The 20,560-nt window shown below is 42.6% G+C and carries 8 protein-coding genes; all 8 read right to left on the bottom strand.

From position 1 onward, the window contains the following. On the bottom strand, nucleotides 1–1,539 hold the full coding sequence (gene asp2, locus HMPREF1517_RS00090; RefSeq protein WP_037598845.1) for an accessory Sec system protein Asp2: 1,539 nt from the start codon (nucleotides 1,537–1,539) through the stop codon (nucleotides 1–3). After that, a complete protein-coding gene (gene asp1, locus HMPREF1517_RS00085; RefSeq protein ID WP_037598843.1) occupies nucleotides 1,526–3,097 on the bottom strand; it encodes an accessory Sec system protein Asp1 in 1,572 nt (523 codons plus the stop codon). The genes asp2 and asp1 overlap by 14 nt, the downstream gene beginning before the upstream one ends. Before the next feature lie 100 nt (nucleotides 3,098–3,197). After that, nucleotides 3,198–4,424, bottom strand: a complete 1,227-nt coding sequence (gene secY2, locus HMPREF1517_RS00080) for an accessory Sec system protein translocase subunit SecY2 (RefSeq protein ID WP_002891376.1) — start codon at nucleotides 4,422–4,424, stop codon at nucleotides 3,198–3,200. 94 nt (nucleotides 4,425–4,518) lie between these two features. Further along, on the bottom strand, nucleotides 4,519–6,612 hold the full coding sequence (locus tag HMPREF1517_RS00075; protein WP_037598842.1) for a glycosyltransferase: 2,094 nt from the start codon (nucleotides 6,610–6,612) through the stop codon (nucleotides 4,519–4,521). Nucleotides 6,613–6,994: 382 nt separating this feature from the next. Beyond that, on the bottom strand, nucleotides 6,995–10,174 hold the full coding sequence (locus tag HMPREF1517_RS00070; protein ID WP_037598841.1) for an AAA family ATPase: 3,180 nt from the start codon (nucleotides 10,172–10,174) through the stop codon (nucleotides 6,995–6,997). Continuing rightward, on the bottom strand, nucleotides 10,171–11,379 hold the full coding sequence (locus HMPREF1517_RS00065) for an exonuclease SbcCD subunit D (protein ID WP_037598840.1): 1,209 nt from the start codon (nucleotides 11,377–11,379) through the stop codon (nucleotides 10,171–10,173). The genes HMPREF1517_RS00070 and HMPREF1517_RS00065 overlap by 4 nt, the downstream gene beginning before the upstream one ends. Nucleotides 11,380–11,563: 184 nt before the next feature. Further along, nucleotides 11,564–15,202 (bottom strand): YSIRK signal domain/LPXTG anchor domain surface protein, encoded by a 3,639-nt coding sequence (locus HMPREF1517_RS00060; RefSeq protein ID WP_037598839.1) that lies wholly within the window; start codon nucleotides 15,200–15,202, stop codon nucleotides 11,564–11,566. Nucleotides 15,203–15,659: 457 nt separating this feature from the next. Then, nucleotides 15,660–20,560 (bottom strand): ZmpA/ZmpB/ZmpC family metallo-endopeptidase (locus HMPREF1517_RS00055; protein ID WP_037598838.1); only part of this gene is annotated, 4,901 nt, incomplete at its 5' end.

The following is a 20,560-nucleotide window of genomic DNA, read 5'->3' as shown; positions in this document are numbered from 1 at the left end:
TTACTCCTTCCTTCCAAAATCATTTTCTAAAATCATACGGTAAAAATTGACAAACCAAGTTGTCGCCGTATATGAATCATCGTTGTGTCGACCTGACGTTCCCTTACTGAGAATCTTAGCCCCTGAATAATAGAGGGACTTGGTAATATCCTCATAGGCTGTCGGATCCATATCCTCGTCTTTCATGTAAGAAAGACCAAAGGTCGTGTTTGAAAAATCTGCTTTTTCAAACTTATTCCAGAACTTCTGATTAAGAGCCTCAACACCCTCATTATCCAAGCGTCCTGTCTGCAAATGCAAGACATCAATTCCTGTTGGAAAGACCTCTGGTGCCAAGAGTCTGGCACGATTTCCGATAGTACCAACATTGGCTAGGGGTTTAGACATGATGATGGCATGAGGTTCAAAGTCCGCACCATAGTACATAGATGGAAAGGTTCCCATGGACATTCCAGAGAGAATGAGTTGACTATTGTCAAAACCTAGATAGTCCAAGTAATGTTGGATGGTGTCCTTGATACTATTTTCAAGCTCTTCAGTTCCCATGTAGAAGGCTCCCCCTTGGAGACGAGGGTCTGAAAAGAGCAAGAATGGTGTTCCCATCCCTTTCATCATTCCGAAACCTTCGAAACCTTCGGCAGGACGGAAACCTGAGAAGTAAACAGACAAAGGTGGCTTGAAATCCCCAGGATAAAAGAAATAGTTGATTTCCTGACGCTTGCTGTCGTGGAGAATACCACCACCAAGTACAAATTTACCGAATTGGAAACGGGTCAAACGTTGGTGGAGACCACCAATTGTAATCTGACCTTTGCCCTTCATTTCAAGACTAGCAGCCAAGAGGAAGGTCATGTCCTCATCAAGGACAATGGCCCCCTTGCGCATTTCTTCTTCTGAAACGATATAGGTCTTAAAAATACCTGCGACCGAACCCTCTGGCAAAAGATTGAGAATCAAACGACACTCGCAAGTCTCCTCTTTTTCAAATTCCAACCAAAGCTCGATAGGATTTTCCTTGCTGGCTCTGACATTATAGGTCCAGTCCAAGACAGGACTAAAATCTTGACCATAATCACCTTTTAAAATGACATTTTCATGACCGTGGTAGGTCACGTCACCAGTAAAATTTGGGTTAACCTGGGTAGTGAAAGGAGACATCTTATCCCCGTATTGACCTGAAAAGAGTGCTTTTGAAAGGGTAAAGAGCAACTGTCCTTGATTTGAAAAATCAGTCGGCACAGCACACATTTCCTTGATGAACTGAGCAAGTATCTCATCCGACACTTTAATCGTTTGATCAAAGAAAATAGCATGGGGAATCAAATGCTCTTTAATTGCCATCAATTCCTCAAGACCGGCAAGACTGTCCACTATAACAGCTGTGAAAGTCTTGATTTCGTCTTCTTCGATGGTTTCTTGTAAGGTCTCAAGCTGACCAAGATTGCAATAATACCATTTCATATTTTCAGGAATTTCCTGATTTTCTGACCAGTTGGATGATCCAACTTGTAGTATCTTCAGACGATTATCCTTGGTCATTCTGCTCCTCCTTCAACCAATTTTCCCATTTTTGCACCAAACGGTCTCCTGTATTTTCCTTAATTTTCTCAATAGAGTAGATAAGGGAACGGTTCCAGTTGTTCAACTGTCCCAAATAGTAGTAAGCCCCTTTTTCAAAATCGGACAAGTGCTTCAAGATATAACCATTCTCTTGGTGGGTCACATACTCAGACGCCACACGGTTAATTTGTGGAATACCAGCACTGATTCCAGCAATCTGTGTATAACGATTAGGTTCCTTGCTTAAGTCGACAATAAGTCGTGTAAACTGAAGGGCCTTGATAAGGGCAGTCTCGTCACGCAGGTCTTGGAAAGAAAATCGGCTGACGATTTCATTATTTTCTTCCAATTTATTTTCTGCACCACTACTTTCCACAACTTCTTCAAAGACTTCTGGACTCAAACGTTCTTCAATCATTTTCTCCACTTGATGTTGCAGGCTACCAAGTTGCTCTGGATTGGCATTAAATGCTCCAAACTCAACCTGTGTCTTTGGATACTTAGCCACGAAAGCCAGGACCTGATAAATAGCCTCTAAATCCAACTGATCGAAGTCAACCTGATAAAAGATTTTAGACTCTTTGACACGTTGACTGGTTCCCAAAGCCAAACGGGTATCGAAGGAAGCCATGTGTTTGAGTTTCTTAGCCTCTTCTGGATAGGCAACCTGAAGCTGCTCCAAGTAATCGTAACGGTCAGCAATCAACAAGTCCACTTTCGGCAGAAAGACTTCATAGGTGTCAATACTATCGTCCTGATTACGTTCTGCGAACCAAGTCAAAATCTTAGTGTTGTCTGCTGGCAAATGTTCAAAGAGGTGCTTGTTATGGCGTAAATCTGAGGCAATAACAAAACGGTCCTCTGCTTCTACCTTTTCGTCCAAGAATTTAGTCAAAAATTCCCAGATAACTTCTGAAAGGTCACCGTAGTAACTCTTATTAAAACGACCTTCCGTACGAGGATTGGCTACAATCCCACGACCATCAAAGAAATGACAGAGTTGCCAGACTCCCTTGGCATTAAGGTAGTTTCGATAGCTTGGTTGTCCACCTTCATAATAAAGACTACTTGAGATGAAACCGCGGTCATCGTAGATGTCTTCGCGAATGATTTGCTCATCCTTATAGTAGCGAATCATGCCAATAAAGCCTTCTGAACCGAACTCAATCTCGGCATAACGCTTGTGTTGGCATTGCACCACGATAGCAAATGGTGTGTGAACAAAGGTAGCCCCTTCTGGCCATTCCAAATCTGTCACCTGAAGATTTTTCATATCTTCATCAGTGATACCCTGAATCAAGTCAAAAATAGCTGTATAGCCAACTTCCAAAACATCATGACGATGCAAGAAATAACGCAAATGTGGTTGGTAGGCCAAAAGCAAAAGCTGAGGGGCTAAGTCCTCATCCTGAAAGATACGAACTTGGTGCAAGCTGTCATCAAATTCAATTTTTTGGCGGATACGGTACCAAGGATCAATGACCGTCTTCCAAAATTCATCCGTCTGTCCATACCAAGCTGGAATAAAATAATACATGAGTTCTCCTTCATTGTCTTTTCATCACAATACTTGAGATTGAGGGGCAGACCGATCACTCATCACCAGCCTGCCTCTCAACCCCACGAGGGGTGAGAGTTTATACATTTTCAAAAAGTGGGGTGTAGGAAGTGTTAAGCTTCAAGGCTTTCATTTCCTCGTTAACATTGTAAATCATACCGCTAAAAATCAAGAATGTCCCAGGAATCATACTCAGTTGTAGGTAATCTGGATTGACCAAGATAATCAGCATTGGAGCACCTGCCATAAAGAGCATATAAAGGGCACCGATAAAACCAAGTCTAAGCACCAAATGGTTGATATAGGCACTAGTTTCTTGGCCTGGATAAACACCGTAGATATACTCACCTGACTTGCGCATTCGCTCAGAGATTTGCTCACCAGAGACATTAACGAAGGCAAAGGCTAACCCTAAAACGAAGAGCATGATCAGATAAACAACCAACCAAAGAGGTTGACCGACTGTCAAAGCCTTGATGGCACCACTGGTCCACTTGCTTTCAGGATGGATAAATTGAATCAGCATAAAAACGTACTGCGGAATACTAACCAGCGACATGGCATACATGAAAGGCATCCCTCCGGCTGGATTCAACATAATATCCAAGTAAGAATACTGTTTAAAGCGGTTATGAATATTGATTTTATTAATTGAGATACGGTATCTCGCCCTCTGCACAACCCCTGAAATATAGAGGAAGACCAAACTGAATAGAATCAGAGGAAGCAAGACATCCCAACCGATACCTAACTTTTCAATACTATCCATGATTTGATAGGGCAGATTGGCCATCATACTTGCCATCAAGATAACAATGGAGCCTCCAATCCCAAAGAGAGAGTTGAGGTCTGATAGCCAAACCAAGAAGAAGGTCCCGGCAATTAATAAAATGGTATTCATGAAAATAGCGAGACTAGCATTAACCCCTGAAACGATAGGTAAATTCAAGGATACTGCCAAAGATTGAACAATGGCAATCCCTAGGGCCAAATACATGCGTCTACGGTCCTGAATTTCAATGGGAAGATTTTTCAAGCCCATTTTCTTAGAGAAAGAAAACATCTGCCAGAGAATCATGGCCGACATCCAGGGCGACAAACCCACTGAAAATAGAGACATGGACCTGAGGTTTCCACCCATCATGGCACTAGAGAAAGCCAAGGAACCTATGGCTCCCCCAAAGATATTTGCATTTTTCAAATCCACAAACGGTAGAACCAATTGATTTCCCAAACAATAAATAAAGAGGAAAAAGAGGGTCCATAAGACACGTTTGGTGATTATCGATTGACTAATTTTTTTCACTATTACTCCTATTTCCTGCCCATAGACAGGCTGATGTTATTTCGATTGAAACGAGACAGAGACGCCATTTCAGCCTACTTATCCAAGCAAAGGATTACAGGCTCTTCTTACGCATTTGGCGAATGGTCTCAGCCATCTCTTTCCAACGATCTCTTGAGTAGGTTTGTTGGTTATGCTTGGTTGACTTAAGGTCCTCGAACCCTAAAATCGGTTTGTTTTCAAACCTAAAGGCATCAAGAATTTCCACTACTTTTCTTCCTGGATTGATATCTAGAAGCAAGTCACTGGTACGCAACAATTCCAAATCTAGCCCATTTAAGCCCGCAATGGCTGAGTAAACCGTCACATTTGGATAGGTAATCAATTGGGCTAGTTTATCTGTCACATGCTGTCGAGAGGCAATTTTAAACTGTACCTTAGGAAGAGCCGAGATAAGGTCCGTCAAATGAGGAATTTCTGAAATGTTGGTGTAAACCAAACAAGTAAATGGACGGCCCTTAGGATAAATCATGTCCTCTGAAAGTGGCAATAAAGCGGTATTTTCAGCAACCTCTGACCAATCCATTTGAGCATAGAACCACCAGACCTCGCGATAAGCTTGGCAAGCCAATGGTAACCAAGGCTTACGGTGTGAGGCATAATGCACAACCTTAGGATAGTCTTGACCATTTGGCAGATGGAAACCAGCTAAACTAGACTTGGTAACCGCATAGTTGTTGTCAAAAGACAAGGGCAACCAGTTGTTACGGAAGACCATGTTTAGAATGGACTGCTCTGCAAATGGTACCTTATCATGCCATTCACTAGTCATGTCAATAAAGTGACGCCTCATGTTGTACTGCTTCCAATAAGCCGTATCAATCACCATGAATCCTACATCAAACATCGCCTGACTATCCTGAACTTGAACGGCATAGTCACGTACGGCAGCCAAAGGTCGACCTTGCAAATCAAGGGTAAAGAGGTCCTCTAGAGAACCTGTAACCACCATGTCACTATCCAAATAAAGGGCCCGTTCCTCAGACACAAAGTCCGCCACAAAATAGCGAAGATAGCTTGCATAGTTGCTATTAGTCTTGTATTGCTTGATATGACTACTATCCACACGACAGTTAATCACTTCACTACCAAAGGCAGCCAGATGACGGTTTAGTCCTCTAAACCACTCTTGAGAGAAATCATCGTTAATCAAGTAAAAACGAATGTTGCGATGATGGAAAACGATGGATTTGATGGTCGTAAGCACCTGGTCAACATAAGTATAGTTAGCCGCAAGAACAATAGCACGCTTTTTAGTCTCATAACGTTGAGGAGCTAAACTCAAGACCTGGAATTTCTCCTGAATGGAGCGGTAGGCATCAGAATCCGTGAGACCTTGCTCCTCCACATTTTTCAAGCAAGCCTCTAGCATCTGACGGTAGGTGACCATGTATTTTTCCAGAGGGAAACCATGACTAGCAACAATAGCCAAGCGTTCTTCCATGGCATAAACCAAGGTCATCATCCAGTCTTGCATCCAAGTCGCTGACGGCATCTCTGGACTCTCACGATATACATAAAGTCCCTTGTTGAGATAAACCGTACGCTCACTCATGAGATAGGCTTTAAGGTTGAAAAAGCCATCCTCCCCTGCATGCTCTTTTGGAAAAAGCAAGTCATTAAACAAAGAACGTTTGTAGAGTTTGCCTGTCGCAGAAATCAGAGCGATGTTAATGTTATTGGTTTCTTCAAAGAGACCATCAATAATCTGAGCCGGTGAATAAACCTGCTCATAATAATCTTCATCCTTGATATAAAAATAAAAGAGATCTTCCGATTCCTTATAGACACTGTAATTGGCCACTGCGATATCCGCCTTGTGGGCCTGAAGCGCCTTATAAAGCTCCTCTAGATAGGTTGGCTCTACCCAATCCTCAGCATCCACATAGGTGACGTAAGCTCCCTTAGCCTGACGAATACCAATATGGCGAGCATCTGAAAGCCCTCCATTATCCTTTTTAAAATAGAGGATACGAGAATCCCTAGCAGCATAACTACGGCAAATGGCATCACTATTATCTATTGAGCCATAATTGATGAGAATAATTTCAAGATTTTGATAGGTCTGCCCCAAAACACTGTCTAAACAGGTCTGGAGTTGATTTTCTACATTGTAAACGGGAATAATTACGGAAATTTTTTCTGTCATTTTTTTATTTCTTATTTTTTCTAGCTAATACATTTTTTATTTTCCTGTCTCAAACTTTCATATGATAGCAAGGAACAGTCTAAGAATCTGACAAGCATTTTACGGTCACAAGATTAAAGATTGTAAACACATTCTATACACTTTTTCCTTGATTTTATCGAGACTTAACCATATTAAATTATAACACAGTATCACTTAATTTTCTAATAGATTAACTTTTTTATGAGGGATTTTTTTCAAATAAATTTCCTTTTATTTTCAAAAAAACTGATAGTTAGGAAGATTGAAATAAGTGGATAGAAAAAGAGATAGCTCCGATGAGAAACTATCTCTTAGAATAATTAAAACGTTTTGACGAGAGTTCTTAACCCCTTGACTTCTCTTACCCTTTATCCACAATCTTAATACGGCTACTACCATCGTGTGACTTGATGATGGCTAGTTGTTGAGCGATGCCTTCTTTCATGTCGTCCACGTGGCTGATGACTCCGACCATTCGGTTTTCACCAATTTGTTCTAGGACCGTGATAGCCTTGGTGAGGGCTTCCTTATCTAGCGAACCGAAACCTTCGTCGATGAAGAGGGCTTCAACAACGGCACCCTTGCTGGTATTTTGCACAACTTCTGAGAGGGATAGGGCAATGGCCAGTGCAGCGATAAAGGTTTCACCACCAGACAATGATTTAACGGAGCGTTCACTACCTGTCAACTGATCATAGACGTTGATATCCAAGCCAAAGTGATCACGCGCCCTTCGACCTTCCTCGCTCAAGACAAAGGAATAGCGGTTATCCGTTAATAATCCGATGTAGTTGGCATTGGCATAGTCCAAGATTTGTTGGAAATACTGACGGATAACATAGACCTCAAGATTGAGACGTCCAGTCAGAGCAGTATTTTCTCCCTTGACTACCTTAACCAAATCACTGAGTTCTTGGTGAGCTTTAAAAGCCTCTTGATTACTGTCTTGAAGGGTTTTGGCGGCTTGGTAGGTAGCCGTCGCATCCTTAAGTCCCTTCTCCATGACAGACACCTGAGCCAGTTGCTTATCATAGCTTTCCTGACTGGTTTGAACCTCTTGTGTTAAAGCGGCCAAATCTGGTTTTTCATGATTTTGGAGAAGCTCTTTGCCCTTACTAATCTGGGTCTGCAATTCTTGTTTAAGGGTTTGGTAACTTGTCAATTGAGCCTGAAGCTTAGGAATAGCTTGCTTGTTCACTTCAAGCAGCCAAAGCTGGATTTGTTCTAGGTCATTGGTGAGCGCCCCTTCAGCCTTAAGACTTTGATTTAATTCAGCCAATAGATGCTTCGTTTCTTGGCTGGTCTTTTCTTTAGACTTGGTCAAGCTCTCAAGTTGCCCCTTGATGCCTTGAATGTCGGCATGAAGTTGGTTGTAGGCTTCACTATTTTCCTTAATCTGCTTATTGTAGAGGTCCAACTCCTGCTTCGCAAGGGAAATCCGTTCTTGATAAACCTCTACAGACTCCAGTTCTGGATGAGCTACCTGCAAATCTTTTAAGCGCTCCTTAGCTTGGTCGAGAGCTGCCTTGGCCTCTTGATAGCTCTTAGCCAAATCTGTCGCTTTTTCCTGAGCTCGTCCTAACTCATTTTGATAATGGACACGGTCTGCCTCTTCCTTCTCATAGCGTTTTTGGAGTTCTTGATAATGCTTCTCAACAGCACTCAACAAGGCTTGTCCACGGTCAGCTCCATAGTCCTCTGAAAAATCAAAATCAAACTGTCCCTTAACTTGCTCTTCGAGTTCTTGATAGTGTTTTTCAAGAGTTAACTTAACTTTAGCCACTTGGTCAAGCATATCTTGGCGCTTAGTCTCAACTTCACTCAAGGTAGCCTGGCGATTTGACAAGGTAGCGACTTGCTTTTCTTTTTGAGCTTGAAGTTCCTCCACCTGGTCCATGAGATCCTTCAAGGCCGCTTCATCAGCCTGTGTCCCATCGACCTTAGGATGTTCCAAGGAACCACAGACCATACAGGGCTGTCCATCCTCTAATTCTGCCTGCAACTGGGCAATCATGAGTTGACGACGAGACGCTAAGGTCGTTCTTAACTGCTCTTCCAATTTTTTGAGGATTTCTTGAACTTGGTCAATATCTAAAGATAAGGTTTGATGACGCTTTTCGGTCTTTGCCAACTCCTGATTCAAGCCCTCTATTTCTTTAAGATCCTGAGCCAGTTGCTTATCCACACTGTAGCTCACAGACTGGAGGAGTTTTTCAGCCTCATGTAAACTCTCTAAACTAAGACGATTAGCCTCCAAATCTGACAAGGACTGGGAAAGGAGCTCAATCTCTTTCGAAGCCTGCTGATAGGTTTCTTCTAACCTCTTGTAGTTAGCACTCGACTGTTTGATTTTCTCCTGCTCTTGGACAAGACTCTGGGCATAGATAATAGCCTCTTTCCACGCACCCAGTTTCCCTTCTTTTTGAAGAAAACCCTCAGATTGAGTTGCAAGCGTCTCTTTTTGAGCCTTGACTTCCTCAAAAGCCTGCTCCTTAGCCTTTAATTTCTCCTGAGCAATCTCAAAGTCCTGTTCTAATTGCAACAACTGCTTCTGATACTGCTTCAAGCTGCTGATGGTTTCCTGCAACCCTTGGGCGAACTGCAATTCCTCCAGATGCGATTTCGCCTCTGCTTGTCCCTGAGCCCCTTCCTCAATTTCTAGACGGTAACGCTCCTTGGCTTGCTCCAATTCTTGGAAAATTTTGGCCACATCTTGAGCAATTTGCAAGCTCTTCTGCAGCTTAGCCAAGTCCTCATGGGCATTCTTCAAAATGCTTTTTTGCTCTTCAAGGTTTTCTTGACGTTGCGCCAAAAGGTCTTCAAGACGTGCCAATTTTTCAGAAGCTGGGGTTTGGGCTAAGACAGCCAATTCTTCCTCAGACCAAACCTGACTAGCAAAATGGCCATCTAGCTGAGTCTGGCGCTTCTCCATATCCTTGTTACTCTGACGAAGACGCTCTTCCAAGCTCTTTTGAAAACGGTCAAAAATACCTGTTCCAAAGATTTTCTTCAAAATTTGAGTCTTGGTCTTGGAATCTTCTTTCAAGAAACGGCTGAAATCATTTTGCGGAAGGAGGATAATCTGTTTGAACTGCTCGGCATTGAGACCCAAAATATGCTCAATCTGGTCACTAACTTCCTTGATTTTATCCCCAAGCTTTTCAATTTCCTGACCACCAATCTTATCCACAATGACTAGAGAAGCTGTCGCTTTTTGAATGGTCGTACCGCCACCCCGCTTGGCTCTCTCCTGCTGGAGCACACGCTCAATGCGATAAAGATGCTTGCCTTGTTGGAAGTAAAAAGTCACCTTGGTCAAATCATCCTCTGGACCAGCAAAGGTCGACCGCATCTCCTCAACATTACGATCACCACTGGTCGTCGCAAATAAAGCCACTGTCATAGCGTCAAAGAGAGTACTCTTACCAGCCCCTGTGTCACCACCAATCAAAAAGAGGGGAGCATGGTCAAACTGGGTGAAATTGATGACTTCCTTACGATAAGGTCCAAAATTGGTCAATTCTAACTGAACTGGTCTCATTGTCGACTCCTCTCAATCTCCTCAAAAATACTTTCCACAAGGGCAGTCTGTCTCTCAGACAAGACATCGCCCCCAGTCACTGTTTGGTAAAAATCAGAAACAATTTCCTGTGGCGACTGCATTTCCAAATCTTTTAAGTGCTGATCAACAGTCACGTTTTCTTCCCTGACATCACCCAGACGACTGAAAGTGATTTCTACAATATCTGTCCCATAAATTTCTTCCAGACGGGCACGCACATTGATACCCTCTAATTCCTTACGACTGGACAGTTGAATATCAAAGGCAAACCAAGCCTTTTGACAAGGCTGTTCCTTATAAAATTCAGGTGACATCAAGGTTTCAAAAGGCGCCTGCAAGGTCAAAATCGGCCGTCTGACCTCTAAAGAATGGAAGGTCTGAGACAAGTTACCAGTCGCATCCAATTCAAGAATATAAACACCCTTTTCTTCCTTACGTTTGGCTTCTTTAACATTAAAGGCGACTGGACTGCCTGAATATTGCACGCGCTGGCTCGGACTGGCAAAACGCGTATGGATATGCCCTAAGGCCACATAATCGAAAGCCTTGAAAAGGTCACTGGTCACATTGGTAAGACCACCTACCGTATTGCTGGTTTCAGACAACATCAATTCCCGTAGACTTTGACCATCGCTATCATCCTTCTTAGAAACTGCAAAATGCGTCACCAAAATATGGGCCTTGTCAGGATCAAAAGCTTTTTCCATATCCTCGAGAATATAGGCCAAGGCATCACCAATCCCCTGAACTTCCTTATTTTCATCGTCCTTATAATAAATACGGGCATCAATAGGATCGATAAAGGGAAGCAGGAAAATCTGGCAAGCCTCCAACTCAATAGGCTCAAAAGCCTCCTCCAAACGTGTGCTTAAATGAAGACCCTGATGTTGAAAAAAGTCTCGTCCAAAATGTAAACGTTCAGCACCATCGTGGTTGCCACTGATAGCATAGACAGGAATCTGCTCCTCCAACACCAAGCGGGCCAAGGTCTTATTAAATAGCTTAATCGCATCCACAGGCGGCACCGCACGGTCATAGAGGTCTCCCGCAATGATAACCCCATCCACTTTTTCGCTAATAGCCAAATCCACAATCTGTTGAAAGGCCCACTCCTGCTCCTCCAACAAAGACCAGCCATTGAGGGTTCGCCCCACATGCCAATCTGACGTATGTAAAAACTTCATGACAGTCTCCTCATTCGTTTTGTCTTACTCTATTGTACCTTATCAAGCTAAATACTGCTTAAAAGATTCACAAACCTTGGGAGATTCCGTAATTTTTATCCGCAGACCAAAAAATCTCTCCCGAGCAATCACACTCGAGAGAGATTTTATTTTTGGATTTTATGAGAGATAAGGTGTGGAAATCTTAGTCTTGGTTTTTACGACGATTCATAGCCGCAAGTCCTGACATGAGTCCCATGACAACAACACCCATTGCTGCAAGGCTGTTATCTGACTCGCCTGTTACTGGCAATTGTTCATCGCCTTCTTTAGCTTTATCAGAGCCATCTGCCTTCTTACCATCTTTGTTTCCAGATTTCTTCTTATCTGAACCTCTACCATCTGAAGCACCATCAGTAGCTGATCCAGATCCAGATCCTTTAGATCCTTTAGAACCGTTTGAAGTTGCTTTGACAGCTTTAGAAGTTGAGCTTCCAGATTGACCACCGTTACCGTTTGATGGTGTTGAGCCATCTTCGACTTTACGGTAGATGTAAGTTACGACTGTTTGACCTTCTGTCATCTTGTCTGTAGATTTACCTTCTTGACGGATCAATTCATATTTCACACCGTTACGGTAGATGTAGCGATCACCATGAACGTCAACTTCAGCACCAACAGAGTTAGTGATAACAAGTGGCATCTTGATTTGGTTACCATACTCGTCACGGTAGATAACGACGATAGTACCAACTTCTTTGTTAACTGCTGGTTTAGCAGGTTCTGCATTAACCACCTTGTAAACAACCTTTGTATCTTCACCTGGGTTGCTTGGTGTCACACCTGTCTTATCAGCCTTGTAACCTTTCACTTCAGGAACAAGGGTCATAGCAGCCTTAGTTGGATCGTTAGGATCATTTGTGTAAGTAACGGCTTCAACACCTGGGATTGGATTACCTTTTTCGTCAACGGCAATAATCTTACCAAATTTATTGTAAGTTACAGTCTCAACCTTGCTGTCCATAGTGACATCTTGAGAAGCCACACGACCTTTATCAGCGAAATAACCGTTAACCAACGGGGTGATTACGAGGTCAAACTTAGTCTTATCTGCTTTCCATTCACCTGCTGTAAGAATGTCACCTGTTACAGAGTCAAGCGTCAATGAACGTTTCCATTGTGCCTTTTGAACACTGTCTGCTGGCAATTTAGCATTGCTGTCCTTGCTTGCATAGTGAACAGTGTATGTCACATCTTTAAGGTAAGCATCCTTAGCTGGCCATTTTGGTCCGTTTGGTTGGTTAGGATAGATTGGCGTTCCAGGTTCGTGAGCATTGTCTGGATTAAAGTCAAGTGCTACACGTTTGAAGCTTACTGTCCAAGCTTGGTCAACTGTGCTATCCAAGTCGAATGTTGCACCAGCTGGGTAACCATCTGTTACAAGGACATAGCCAAGGTCTTGATAATGTTTGATACGTTCAGCTGTTGAATAGTTAACTGCTTCGCCAGACTTACCAGCCAAGGCAACAGTTTCAAGGGTTGAACCACTTGTTTCATCACGGTATACAACACTTGCTTTTTGGTCATTCTTAACGTAAACAACCTTAGTATCGCTAGACAAGTCACCTGGTGTTGCAGGTACTACCTTAGCAGTGTAACCTGGGATAGTTGGCAAGTTCTTATCAACTGCAATCATCTTAGTTGGATCGTTAGGATCATTGATGTAGGCAGTGTCAGATACACCTGCAATTGGGTTACCATTTTCATCGACAATGACGAATTTACCAAAGGCCTTGTAAGTTACTGTATCAGTTGCTTCTGGAGCATCTGGAGTAACTGTCTTACCACCTGCTACGGCTTTATCGGCAAAGTAGCCATTCACAACAGGAACCTTAACTGTACCGTAAGTGTGGCTAGTTTCATTCCAAGTCACCTTACCAGTCGCTTGGTTATCCTTACCTGCAAAGGTATAGTCAGATTTCACATCTGCAGCTGGTGTATTATCGCCAGCCCCTTGGAAGGTAACAGTTTGTTTCGTCGCCTTAGTAACATCGTTAACGATTGCTACGTAAACGACACGAGTATCTTCACCTGGATTTGATGGTGATGCAGGGATAACTTTAACAGTGTAGCCAGGAATGCTTGGAAGCGTCTTGTCGATGGCAATCATCTTAGTTGCATCATTAGGATCGTTCGTGTAGGCAGTTGTTGATACACCTGGAATTGGATTTCCATTTTCATCCACAGCGATAAATTTACCAAAGGCTTTGTATGTCACTGTGTCTGTTGCATTTGGTGCATCCGGAGTAACTGTCTTACCACCTGCTACAGCTTTATCGGCGTAGTAACCAATAACAACTGGAGTCTTAACTGTTCCATAAGTGTGAGTCGTTTCAGTCCAAGTTGTTGTATTAGTTGTAGGATCTTCTTTACCGTTGAAGCTAAAGTCATTTTGAGTGTTGGCAGCTGGTGTCTTCGTATCAGCACCAGTGTATGTCACTGTTTGACTTGTTGCTTTAGTAACATCTTTAGTGTCTTTTTCCACGATAATGTGGTAACGGTAACCTGGAGCTAGGTATTGACCACCACCATTGGCATCAATTGAAGCGTCCAATCCTTGCGAACCGTTGGCAAATTGAACAAGGTCAACGACACGGCTTTGGTTACGGTCCCAAGTACGTTCTGAACGGATAGTTGCAATACCGTTGTTATAGTCGTATTGACGTTCTGACTTCAAGACATCTACGTAAGCATTAGCTTTAGATTTGTCAGCAGATGCATACTTGATGCGGTATCCTGCTGGTACTGGTGGAAGTTCTGTTACACCAGCATCGTAGATTTTATTGTAAGTCTTACCGTTTGCTGTGATTGTTTCAGTTGAGTTATTGATACGGTATGTTGAAGATCCAGGAATCTTGTTTCCTGCTTCATCGACATAGTCAATAATACCAAGGTTAGCGTAGTTAACAACAACCATGTAATTACCGTTTGTAACGTAGTCATAAGGTCTCATTACTCCTCGGTTATCACGACCGACTTTGAGGTGGTTGATGTAATCAATATTAACAAAGTATTGTTGACGCTCTGGCAAATAGGCAAGTTTGTAGCCAAGGTTTGTCAAGTCAGGGTTTGTTGAGCCTGCTCCAGCATTTGTCAAAACAGCAACCGCATCAGCTGTACGAAGGCTACGGTTTGATACCGCAAGTCCCATAGCATTGATGAGGTTTTCAGAGTTAAGGCTTGCTTCAGCAGCATTCAATTCACTGCTTGTCACAGCTAACTCGCTAGTCGCTACTTTAAGGACACTATTTACAGCGTTAGTTGTAGACTCTGCACTGGCAGTTTCTGCTGCAGTCGCAACTGAAGTAGCCGCACTTGTTTGTGCTGATACTTGACCAGCAACAGGAGTTTCTGCTACAGCTGTTGAGCTAAGAGCTTGAGCACTTGTAGCTACAGATGAAGCAGTCGCTGTTGCAGACTCAGAGCTCGCTTGCGATGCAGCCTGAGAAGCTACTTCTGAACTAGCTGCTGTTTGACTAGTTGTTGAAGCTGCTTGGCTTTGAGCTGCTGATTGTGGTTGTTCACTAGCCAAGGCCACAGTAGAGACTGAACTTGGTGCGTTTTCTGTTGTTGCTGGAGCTACTGATGTTGTTGGCGTTGATTGCTCCACGACGACATCTGGCTCAGCAGTTGTTTCCATACCTGCGGTAGTTGGTGCTACCGTTTCATCAGCTTGGGCACCCTGTGCATTTGAGAAGATTGAAACTCCCAAAAGTACAGAGGCTACACCAAAGCTGTATTTTCTTAATGAAAAACGTTGGCGTTTATTAAACATATCTCTCATAATAATAAATTTCCTCAATATCCAAATTACTTTATATACAGTTTCCATTTTATACTATAATTATTAAATTGTCAAATATATACTAATAATTGTGTAAAAGTTTAACTTTTATTAGAGAATATTAATTTAAAACTTTTATCTAAGTGCTTTGAAACTTCAAAACGTTCGTGCTTTTATTTAGCACAAATCCCTATTTTGTCAGTTTTATAATTTTTAAAATACTTTTATATGAAAGCATCTTTTATTAAAAACCTTCGTCACTCTAACCTTATTTTTTAGTTTTGGTGATATTTATTAAAATACAAAACTCTCTCCCTTCAAAAAGAAAACGTTTTAATGGCTCAACCCACATCTCTCTCAATCCCTTGCCAATACTGACCTAGAGGCTCCTACTACCCGCATTCTCGACAGACTCAAAAATCCCTTTGGTAGTTACCAAAAGGGATTCCTTCATCTATTATTTGAAAATAGAACTTGTGAAACTATCTGTCTCTTGTAGGAGTTTCTTATAGACAGCTTCTTTGAGTTTTGTCGTATGGCTTGTTGACACAGATTTATTGCCATTATTATCTGTTTTAAGACTTGCAGCGTCTTTGGCTACTGCCGCTTTAAACAAGGCTAACAAATCATCGTAAGAGCTTACTGATGTACCGTCAACAGTAACTGTCGTCAAACCATGAGACGCTTTTTCTTTGACTTCTTTGAAGTAGGCCTTCTTGAAGTCTTCTAGGGAGTTGAACTGACCATCAGAAATCTTGTTAATGATAAAGTCATCACCAAGGGTGTTCTTACCAGCCGCTTTTGCTTCTTGTTTGTACTTGTTGGTCGCATAACCTAAGAAGCCTTTTTCATAGCCGTAGTAACCCCAGAGTCTAAAGGTATTGTGCTTGAAGGACATGGCACCTGGAGAGCCCTCGCTGGTATTACCACCATAAATGGCAGACATCATAGGCACATTGACATAGGCAGAAGAGAAGTCCTCAGGTTTATAAACACCATTGCCAGGTCCACGATTGGTCATGAAGTTATTATCCACAAGGTCATCAATAGAAGTCAAGCTAATAGCCTTTTCGCTATCACTTAGAGCACGCACCTTGTCGTATTGGTTCTTACTATTGCCTCGTAGCTGTTTATCGACCTTCTTGAACCATGCGTTATTGAGCTCTTGATTTCCTTGACTGAGGACCGCTTCCCCTTCAAGTGAATCAAGAAGCATAAGGGTATCGTTGTAGCCCTTCATGTAACGGTCAATGGCCTCACGAGAGTTCAACTTGTTTGGATTGGTGTTGTACCACTGATTACCATCGTTTTCTCTTTCAAAGGCCATGTTAAGTCCCAAGGCACCGTATTCACCTTGGTGACCCTGAGTCGCTGGTGATTGCAACATTCCTTGGGCATAAGCTTCAACGTCTGTTCCTTCACGACGACCAAAACCTCCAAAGTAGGCAATACGGTCATTGATATGAGTTGTTTCATGGGTAAAGGCTGAAGCACCGTACTCGCTAATCATGTTAGACATGACGTAAGTAACCTTGGCACGATTATCATATGGATTGTCGTAGATGGCAGCATAGGCACCAGCCATGGCTCCGTTATCACCGTAGTACTCACCAACTGGTCCATAGATTTCACGGATCGGCGCATAGACTTCCGTACTGTTCTTGAATTGGCCGTAGCGCTCTGGCCAACCTGGCCAACCATGACCCCAGACATAGAAACCTTCCCAGATTGGATTGACAATGTCTTTGAACAATTTGTTTTTGACATTATCTGTAGCCAATCTTTGCCAGAAATCAAGGTAGTTGATTTGACGTTGAGCTGCTAGGTCAATCTCAGGTTTCAACTTCTCTAGGGTTGTGTTGTACTTGTTAGCTGTACCATAAGACATGGTGTCATAGGTAGAAATCAAGAACATCTCTGTCTTATCAAGGTTCAACAAAGGCAAAATCATCTTGCGGTGGAGACCACGGCTGAGGTTGTCATAAACACGATACTTGTGCTCACCGACACCTTCATTTTGAGAAGCCTTCTCAACAACGTAGACCTTATCCTTAGCAGCATCGATGAACCAATCATTCATATTGTCGATAGTGGTAAAGAGTTTTCGGTTGTAGTTAAGGAAGTCGGTCAGGTCACTAGAAAGAGTGCTCTTGGCCAGAACTTCACCAAAGGCATCGTAGGTTCTTGAACCACTGATATTATTTTCCTTAGAGCCAATCTCAATCAAACGGTCAAGGACATCCACATTTTTACCATAGAAATCTGGTTTGAAGAGCATGATTTCTTTGATGTTAACATCATCAAACTTCACACCATAATAACGATTCAAGTAGGTCAAACCTAGCAAGAGGGCTGCTTTATTTTTCTCAACCTTGTCAAGAATCATTTGTTGGGCAGCTGGTGATTGGTTAAGCTGGTGGTCTTCATTTTGAACCAGCTTAGTCACAAGGATCGTCAAATTAGCCTTAACAGCCTCAAAGCTTTCTTCTAAGAAGAGGTTCTTGATAGCATTGACCTTATTTGGACCTGTACGACCAAGTTTTTGGTAAATCGGATCAGACTGCAACTCAATCGGTTTCAGGATATCAACGATGCCATTGATAAGGCTTGAGTGGTCTTTTTGAACGATATTTGGGGTGTACGTGATACCCAAATCAGTGACAGTATATTCCTTAACATTGCTCAACCCTTCTGAACTCTCTGAAAGCTTGAAGTAGTCTTTGGTACCATCAGCATAATGAACAATAATTTTATTAGCAGCACTTAGGTCAGTGACAAAATTACTGTCATTCATTGGTGTCACTGAGAGCACCTCTTTGGTATTCAAGTTATGGTCTTTAGCCAGTTTGTTGGCTTGGTAGACAATATAATCCTTGTTATAGAATGGCTGGAATTTCTCAATATTCTTGTAAGCCTGCTTGTATTCTGGATTATAGTCTTGAATATTGGCAAACTCTGCTTGACTAGAAGCCTTATTAAGAGTATTCAACGCGTATGGCTCGCTGACAAATGTATCAGCTGTAATCTTGTAACCTTCGACACGCTTGTCAGCCTCTTCTTTAGTCAAATGTTTGAGTTTTTTAGGACTCTTAGTATCTTTACCAGTGCCATCTTCGGCCGAGCTATAGCCGACAACACCAAAGAGATCTTTGATATAAGGACCACCATCTTCATCATTGACATCATTCGAAGCAAAGATTTCTTGACCTTTAATAACCTTGGCATAGGTCACGTTATCTTGAACAGCACCGTATGGCCAAGTCTTAGCGACAATACCACCGACATTTCGTGTGTTTTTGACATCAAGAACACCCTTGGCTACTGAATTGGTCACCTTGGCCTTAGTTCCTGACTTCCAACTGTTAAGCATGTAAGTGACAAATGGCACCAGCATACTTGCATTGGCATTTTGAGCTGTAATAGTCGCATCCACATAGGCTCTGTTGACGAATCCCATGTAGTTTGAACCAGCAATCCCACCAACTGTTGAGTTATTACCGACAGAGTCAATCTTACCGATAAAGGCAACATTTTCAACCTTGCCATCTTCATCAATCTTATTGACGATACCAGCCACATCATTGTTACCAGTAACCGAACCAGTCACCTTAACATCTTCAATCAGACCTTTGTTTTTAAGGTTAAATCCAAGAGTCGCGATTTGATTTTGACCAGGGCGGTTGATATCTACATTTTCAAAGTTGATGTTCTTGATAGTTCCGCCATTGATAACATTAAACAATGGATGCTCTAAATCATAGATGGCATAGCGTTTGTCACCATCACTTAGCAACTTACCAGTAAATTCTGAAGTAATGTATGACTTGCCGTTTGGAATGACGTGACGAGCACTCATGCTTTGGCCCAGTCTAAATTCACCAGATGGATTTGCTTGAATGGCATTGACCAAGTCAGCAAAATCGTAGTAAACATTGGCTTGGCTAGCCTGAGGTTTCTCAATGTAATAGCTATAGGTTTGAGCAAAATGGTTTTGGGCATCACGTTGAACCAAATTGTCCGCTGCTGCAGTTACCTTATAAACTGCCTTGCCATCAACCGTTGTTTCTTCGATGGCTTTTACTGCCAAGTAAGTGGCCTTCTGATCCGCAGAAGTCATCTTCAAGTAGTAATTCGTGAGATCCTGAGGTACAGCTGCCAGACGAGTCTCATCCACTTCTGTTTGATTGTCATACTTAATCAAATCTGTACGTGCAAAATCTTTAAGCTCAACCTTCTTGAGATCCAGTTGGAGAGTTTGGTCTGCCAAAACCTGATTCTCCTCACCATTGCCACGATCATAGGTCATGGTTGTTGCGAGGGTATATGGCTTGTAATAGTCTAAGTTTGTTAGGTCAGCAGTCAAGGTCGTGCTAGGAATATCAAGCGTTTGGACAATCTGTCCGTTTTGCTTGAGGACCGCTTTAATAGTCGTGATAGCTGCTGAACCTGGATTCGTCAAGTTGTAGCTAAGTTTAGCACTACGACCCAAATCATCCTTGTCAATCTGTGTCAGCGTAAGCACTGGTTTTTCAGACACCTTGGTCCCTTTGTGAACGATACGATCTTGAACAGGAACTAGCACGGTTTCAGTGACAGTTGGTGCCTCAGACGTCTTATTCCCTTTATAGGTCTTATAGACTTTGGTGATTTTGTTTTGACCTTTTTGACCTTCTTGAACAACCTTTAGAGTGCCCTTTTCAAGACTATCATCTTCTTGGACAATCTCTTTAAATGGAAGCTCTACAATAGACTCTTCCGTCGTTGTTCCATCTAGAGGCTTGCTGCCACGACGAAGCTTTCTAGGTTGTGGCACCTCGATAACCTTACCTGATACAATAGTTGGCTCACCAACCTTGACACCATCAATGGTTTGGTAAATTTTCTGGATTTCTTGGCTACCTTTTTGACCTTCTTGCTCGACAACCTCTTCATCCACATACTTGCTATCATCAGTGATAACTTCGATAGGATAATCGATGGCTTGCGTTTCAGTCTCTGTGACACTTCCAACAACTGGAGTGTGGACAGGATTCTCGGGTTGGACCAGAGCCTCACCTTCGTGACCGGATTCTTGTGTACCCTTAGCTTCCAGTTTACCAGTATAGTCTGGATTAGCAGGTTGAACAGCTGCTTCGCCTTCATGGCCAACTTCTTGAGTACCCTTGGCTTCCAGTTTGTCAGTATAGTCTGGATTTGCAGGTTGAACAGCTGCTTCGCCTTCATGGCCAACTTCTTGGGTACCATTGGCACTGATTGGACCGGTGTACTCTGGGTTAGCTGGTTGAACCACTGCCTCGCCTTCGTGCCCAACTTCTTGGGTACCGTTAGCACTGATTGGTCCAGTGTACTCTGGATTAG

The organism is Streptococcus sp. ACS2, from assembly GCF_000525585.1.
Lineage (GTDB): Bacteria > Bacillota > Bacilli > Lactobacillales > Streptococcaceae > Streptococcus.
This window is presented reverse-complemented; position numbering and strand designations above follow the sequence as displayed.

What these genes read in the sequence shown, in the direction of transcription:
- HMPREF1517_RS00060 (WP_037598839.1), bottom strand. Translation starts at nt 15,202, where the DNA reads ATGAGAGATATGTTTAATAAACGCCAACGTTTTTCATTAAGAAAATAC.
- HMPREF1517_RS00075 (WP_037598842.1), bottom strand. Translation starts at nt 6,612, where the DNA reads ATGACAGAAAAAATTTCCGTAATTATTCCCGTTTACAATGTAGAAAAT.
- HMPREF1517_RS00070 (WP_037598841.1), bottom strand. Translation starts at nt 10,174, where the DNA reads ATGAGACCAGTTCAGTTAGAATTGACCAATTTTGGACCTTATCGTAAG.
- HMPREF1517_RS00065 (WP_037598840.1), bottom strand. Translation starts at nt 11,379, where the DNA reads ATGAAGTTTTTACATACGTCAGATTGGCATGTGGGGCGAACCCTCAAT.
- asp1 (WP_037598843.1), bottom strand. Translation starts at nt 3,097, where the DNA reads ATGTATTATTTTATTCCAGCTTGGTATGGACAGACGGATGAATTTTGG.
- asp2 (WP_037598845.1), bottom strand. Translation starts at nt 1,539, where the DNA reads ATGACCAAGGATAATCGTCTGAAGATACTACAAGTTGGATCATCCAAC.